This window comes from Paenibacillus sp. 01T422, from assembly GCF_056398785.1.
Genome location: NZ_JBFTQB010000404.1, coordinates 1 through 5,499, shown reverse-complemented (window position 1 = coordinate 5,499; position 5,499 = coordinate 1). Strand labels below are relative to the sequence as shown.

The 5,499-nt window shown below is 55.0% G+C and carries 3 protein-coding genes; all 3 read left to right on the top strand.

All coding sequences use genetic code 11. The features are described 5' to 3' along the window. Window positions 1-795 (top strand): glycosyltransferase family 4 protein (locus AC1DUA_RS21420; protein WP_477501702.1); only part of this gene is annotated, 795 nt, incomplete at its 5' end. A 20-nt stretch (window positions 796-815) separates the two neighbouring features. After that, the gene (locus AC1DUA_RS21415) at window positions 816-2,093 is read left to right on the top strand and encodes a metallophosphoesterase family protein (protein ID WP_477501701.1); all 1,278 of its coding nucleotides are present in this window, start codon (window positions 816-818) and stop codon (window positions 2,091-2,093) included. Next, the gene (locus tag AC1DUA_RS21410) at window positions 2,090-5,323 is read left to right on the top strand and encodes an AAA family ATPase (RefSeq protein ID WP_477501700.1); all 3,234 of its coding nucleotides are present in this window, start codon (window positions 2,090-2,092) and stop codon (window positions 5,321-5,323) included. Before AC1DUA_RS21415 ends, AC1DUA_RS21410 begins: the two co-directional genes overlap by 4 nt. Window positions 5,324-5,499 lie beyond the last annotated feature (176 nt).

The following is a 5,499-nucleotide window of genomic DNA, read 5'->3' as shown; positions in this document are numbered from 1 at the left end:
GTGTTGAACGGACGTATTAAAGAGAATAGCGTGGAGCATCAGTTTCTTACTCAGATATATGAGGAGCTTGAAACAAAGGTCGATCAAATTATTACAGTATCGAATTCATTCAAGCACTATATCGCAGAGTATGTACAGGATAGCGAACGAATTGGCGTGATCCCGAATGGTTTTGATGAGAAACGTTTCCGCCCGATTTCCCATGAAAACGCAGTAACACAATTCATTACAGTGTGCCGTCTGGTGCCTGCGAAAGGGCTGGATACACTGCTGATCGCATGCGGAGAGCTGAAAAAGCGCGGTCATCCCTTTGTTTTACATATTATTGGAGATGGACCAAGCCGGGAAGAGCTGGAAAAGCTGGCCATTCAGCAAAATATTTACGAAGAAACGATTTTTTATGGCTACATGCTGCATCCAGAAGAATTCATGCCATTTTTTGATGTCTTTGTATTGCCGTCGCGTGCGGAAGCATTCGGTTCCGTATTTGCGGAAGCAGCGTTATGCTGGCTAGCCTTGATTGGGACTGATGTCGGGGGGATTGCAGAGCAAATTGAACATGGACATAACGGTTTGCTGGTGCCTGTTGGAGATGCAATGGCATTAAGCCATGCTTTGGAAAAAGTGGTTATTGATCCAACGTTCCGATACAACCTAGCGCGTACGGCCTGGGAAAAAGCGAAAAAAACATATTCGTTGAATCGCGTTCTGCGCCAGCTGAAAAGTGTCTACGAGAGCTATCAAATAGAGGAACATACAACGGTAAAGAACGAAGAGCAAAGCGAAAATAACTAAAGCAGGAAGGCGTTAGAGACATGAAACGACTACGGTTTATGCATGCCGCCGACTTGCATCTGGATTCCCCGTTCAAAGGCATGTCGGCGCTGCCTGAACGAGTGCGTGAGCGCATGCGTGAATCGACGTTTGGCGCGCTCAAGGAACTCGTCGCGGCAGCTGTGCAAGAGCAAGTGGATTTTGTACTTATCAGCGGGGATGTCTACGATTTGTCAGACCGTTCCCTTCGCGCGCAAATTCGCTTCCAGAAAGCGTTGGAGCAATTAGCTGCGCAAGGGATCCCTACTTATATCATTCATGGTAATCATGATCCGGAGGATGGACGTGCCGCAAAGCTGGTTTGGCCGGCAGACGTCCATTTTTTTGCGTGCGATCACGTGGAGACGCTGACGGTAACGAAACCGGATCGAGGCGTCATTGCACAGATCCATGGGATCTCTTATCGCAGCGCAGCGGTTATGGAGAACTTAGCGCTGCTATTTAAGCCAGGTCACGAAGATGCGGCTCAAATTGCGCTTTTACATACGAATGTCGACGGTGACCCGGCTCATGATAATTATGCCCCATGCAGCAAGCAGGATTTGCTGAAAGCGGGTATGCACTATTGGGCATTAGGCCACGTACATACAAGAAATGTGCTTCATGAGCTGCCGGCGATTGTGTACCCGGGGAATCTGCAAGGGCGAAATATTCGGGAAACCGGGCCGCGCGGCTGTTATATCGTTAACATGTCGGAAAATGGACGAGCGGATCTCACCTTTCGTGCGCTAGATCAGGTGCGCTGGTTCCAGCAGCGGCTGTCTGTTGCTGGCATGCAGACAGAGCAAGAACTGAAGAACAAGATCGGCGACCAGCTTGAACGGATTAGGGTTGAAGCGGACGGACGCGATTGTGTCGTCCGTATCAGTTTGGAAGGGCGAAGCGCGGTTTCCAGCCTGCTCCGCAAAGGGCAGCTGCTGCAGGAATTAATCGCTGAGCTGCGGTTGGACGAAGCTGAGCGTAACCGCTTCGTCTGGATTGAATCGATCGAGGACCGAACGGCAAGTGAGCTCGATCTGGAGCTACTACAGCAGGAGAAGAGCTTTATTGGCGACCTCCTGCGGATTTCAGCTGCGCTGCGCGGCGACGATGCCGCGCTGCAAGAGTTCGCGGGCGACGCACTCGCCGCGCTGCATAGCCTGCCGCAGTCAGCCGGTGATCCGGCTGCGGCTGATCCCGAGCGGCTGCGCGAATGGCTGCGCGCCGCAGAAGAAATGGCCGCGGATCTGCTATCCGCGGATGGGGGGTGGCCTGGATGAAGATCGTATCCATCCAGGTAGAGGGATTCGGCAGTCTGCGTCAGCGGCAGCTCGATACGGACAGCCCGCTGGCGCTGTTCTACGGCGCCAACGAAGCGGGCAAGAGCACGCTCATGGGCTTCGTCCGTGCGGTGCTGTTCGGCTTCCCGACCCGGCAGAACCGGTCGGAACGCTACGAGCCGCTGGGCGGCGGCGCCCATGGTGGCGCATTGACCCTGCAGGATGAGCAGGGTCAGCTCATTCGCGTCGAGCGCTACGACGCGCCCGCCGCAGGCGGGAGACGTGCCTCTGCGGGGCACGTCAAAGTAACCCTCGGTGATGGCACCACCGGGGGAGAAGACCTGCTGAACACGCTGCTTGGCGGCCTATCGGCCGACCTCTTCCGCAGCTTGTTCGCTTTCGGTTTAACCGAGCTGCAGGAGCTTCGCACCCTGCAGACGGACGAGCTCAGCGGCTATTTGTATAGCGCTGGGCTTGGTGTAAGCGGCTCGGCCATCATGGAGGCCGAGCGCAAGCTGACGGCGCAGGCCGACGGCCTGTACAGACCCCGCGGGCGCAATCAGGAGATGAATCGTCTCCTGAGGGAGCTGGAGGGTCTGGAGCAGTCGCTGCGCCGCAGCCGTGACTTGGCAGCCGATTATGATCGGCTGCAGGGGGAGCGCCGCTCCGCGGAGGAGCGCATTGCTGCTCTGGAGGAGCAGCAGGAAGCGCTGCGCGCGGAGCAGCTCAGGCTCAGCCTGGCCGGCAAGGCGCGCAGCGGATGGATCCGGCTGCGGCAGATCGGCCAGGAGCTGGCGGCGCTGCCGGAGCTGGCTGGCTTCCCCGAGCACGCCTCGGCGAGGCTGGACGCGCTCGAGGCGGAGCTGGAGCGCCTCCATGCGGAGCGCGCAAGGCTCAGCCTGCGGCAGCAAACGCTAGCAGATCAGCTGGGCGCGATCCGCATTCAGCCTGATGTGCTCGCGCATCAGATGGAGCTGAATCATTGGCTGGAGCAAGCGGCCACTTACGAAGAACAGAAGCGCAGTTTGGACGGGCTGCGCGTGGAACAAGAACACGGGCGCGCGCAGCTGGGCAGACTGCTGAAGCAAATAGATGCGGCAGATGAGGAGAGCCAGATGGATATCGGCGCATTTGCGGTGTCGATCTCTCTTCGTGAGCAGATTCGATCTTACAAGGAACAGTTCCACAAGTGCCGGGCGGATGAACTGCGTGTTCGAACAGAGCTGGAAAGCCTGGAACAGCAGCTTCTGCGAGTCGAAGATACGATTCGTAGCTTGGAAGCCGATGTACGGCTTGCCCCTTCATTACCGGGAGGGATCGACCCCGGGACGGCCTTGCAAAGAATCGCAAGAGATTACGCGCAGTGGCAGCTTCTGAGCAGAGAAGTTCAGCATCACAAAGAGCGGGAAGCTGTGCAGAACCAGTACAAGCTTAGCCTGGAGGAAGCAGCCAAAGCAGGGAAAGCCGCCTCGCGAAAGCTTCGAAAGCGTATGGTGCYTTTAGTCGGCGTGTTGGCGATTCTCGCCCCTATTCTGCTGGCATGGCAAAGTAATTGGACAATGGCTGTTTGTGCGTTCCTGTTATTCATTGGCGCGGCACTCTACATCCAGTTCGGCGATCGATCGACATCGGATAGTCGAGCTTCCCGTGCGATGACGGCGTCTCCCAGCCAGGAGTCCTCATCGAATGAAGCGACCGCTGGCCAACTTCTTGAATTGGAGCGACGTTTGCAAGATCAAATCTCTGCGTTCATGAAAGCCAATCTGTCGCAGATTGGCTATAACGAAGCTGCGGCAGCATCGGCAACGTCCTCTTCGACGCAGATAGGCCATGCCGATTCACACTCTCTGCATAGCTTCCAGCCGCAGTTGGATGCCTGGTTGAGAGAAGCTGAGAACAATAAGCAACAGCTCAGCCAGCAGCAGCGCAAGGTGGAAAAGCTGCAGGATACGAAGGAAATGCGCGACTCCCTTCACTACCAAGAAGAGCAACGAGGACTTTTGTATGAACAGCACGTAGCGGAGTCTGAGCAGCTTCAGAGGGATTGGAGCAACTGGCTTGTATCCCTTGGTTTAAGTGGACGATTGTCCCCGGATGCCGCTATGGAAACCATTCAGACGATTGAGCAGGGGCAGGAAAGTCTCCGTCAGCTCCATAAACTGGAAGCAAGGCTTGCTTCCTTGTTGACAAGTGTAGAAAAGTATGAAGAAGCTATCGTATTGCGGCTTCAGCTATCTCCGGGGCAAGAGCCTTTATTTGCGCTAAAACGCTGGAAAGAGCAGGAGCAAGAGCAGTTGAAGCTRCTTGCAACTAGAAAGCATAGCGAAGCGCTCTATACAGAGGTAGTGGAAGAACTGCAACTTCTGGATGCTGCCGAGCAGCGCGCGCGTGAGCGGCTTGCCTTCTTGCTGCAGGAAGCCTGTGCAGAAGATGGTGAAGCGCTGCGCGTACAGGAGAGAGAGCAAGAAGAGCGCAGGAAGTTGACAGAAGAGCAGAAGCTGCTGGAATCTTCGCTTGAGGCGATGCTTAGCCGTGCGTCGCTTGCCAGTTATACGCAGCTGTTAGAGACGCAAGGGGAAGCAGATATGGCTTACCGCTTGGAGGCTCTTGAGCAGCAGATGGCGGAAACGACAAGCGTAACGAATGAGCTCCGCGAATCGGCTGGTAAGCTGACAGCGCACATTGAACAGCTGGAGCAAGGCTCCGAGCAAGCCGACGGCCAACTTCAGGCTGAAGCTTTTCGGGCTTCGATACGGGAACAAGTAGATCAATATGCTGTGGTTTCCTTTGCCTCCCTGCTGATGAAGAAAGCACGCGAGGTCTACGAGCAGGAACGACAGCCAGGTGTTCTTTTACGAGCATCCGATTATTTGGCCAGGATGACGAATGGAGCGTTCACCCATGTCAAAGCGCCCTTTGGTGAACAGCGTCTTGTAGCGGTTAGATCCAATGGGCAGTCAGTGGACACGAGTCAACTTAGTCGGGGAACTGCGGAGCAGCTATATTTATCCATGCGTTTTGCGCTTGTAGAAGAATACGCTGGCAAAGCGGTATTACCGCTTGTCATGGATGATATTCTTGTCAATTTCGACGAGGAACGGATGGAGAGCTGCCTACGTGTGCTTGCCGACTTAAGCAGCAGGCATCAAGTGCTGCTGTTTACGTGTCATGGGCATGTACGGGATGCGGCGGCACGCATTATTCCCCAATATCAATTAATAAACCTGTAGAACGGTTGCCCTGCATGGCATGAGAATCCGTTCAAGATCATATAAGTTGAAGAAAAAAGCTGGAGGAATCAAAGTGGAACCAGGAAGCGAGAAGAAGAAGGAACACCGTGAAATTACGTACCAGGTTGGTTGGAAAAAAGGGAAGATCGAATGGAATGAAGGAGCAGCGGAGGCGC